At 63.9% G+C, this 890-nt stretch carries 1 pseudogene; it reads left to right on the top strand.

The features are described from left to right. Positions 1 to 890 (top strand): annotated as a pseudogene (locus AC07O2_RS25960) (heme utilization protein); the annotation flags it as partial.

The raw sequence follows: 890 nt of genomic DNA, 5'->3' as shown, positions 1-890 counted from the left end.
GTTGCGATAGAGACAGTGGATGTAGCGGCGCTGAAGACCAGCCAGATCGTTGCCTTGACGACGGCCCAGGTTGCAGCGCTGACGACCAACCAGATCGTCGCCTTGACCACTGGCCAGGTATCGTCGTTGACGACAGCGGCGATAGCCGCGCTGACGACCAACCAGGTTGCGGCGATCGAGACGGCTGACATAGCCGCCTTGAAGACCAGCCAGGTTGTGGCCCTGAGCACCAACAGCGTGGCAGCGCTGACCACCAACCAGATCCAGGCCGTGACCACGGCAGACCTGGTGGCACTGAACACCGCACAAGTGGTGGCGTTGACGACCAACCAGATTGTGGCCTTGACCACCGGCCAGGTGTCCTCGCTGACGACCACGGAGCTGGCCGCGCTGACGACCAACCAGGTTGTGGCGATCGAGACCGTGGACGTTGCGGCTCTGAAGACCAACCAGATCGCGGCACTGAGCACCAACAGCGTGGCAGCGCTGACCACCAACCAGATCCAGGCCGTGACCACGGCCGGTATTGCGGCGCTGACCACCAGCCAAGTTGTGGCCCTGACGACTAACCAGGTCGTGGCCTTGACCACGGCCCAAGTGGTAGCGCTGGGCACGGACGTTGCGGCCCTCACGACCAACCAAGTGGTGGCGATCGAGACTGTGGACATCGCGGCGCTGGGTACCAACCAGATCGCAGCGTTGACAACGGCGCAGGCAGCGGCCTTGACGACCAACCAGATCGTGGCGTTGACCACCGGCCAAATCGCGGCGGTGACCACCGCTGACGTGGCGGCGCTGACGACCAACCAGATCGTGGCGATAGAGACGGTGGACGTGGCTGCGCTGAAGACCAGCCAGATTGCGGCGCTGAGCACCAACAGCGTGGCTGC

Source organism: Rhodoferax sp. GW821-FHT10B06 (genome assembly GCF_059415605.1).
Note: the sequence above shows the minus strand (reverse complement) of the source record. Positions and strands in the feature narration are given on the sequence as shown.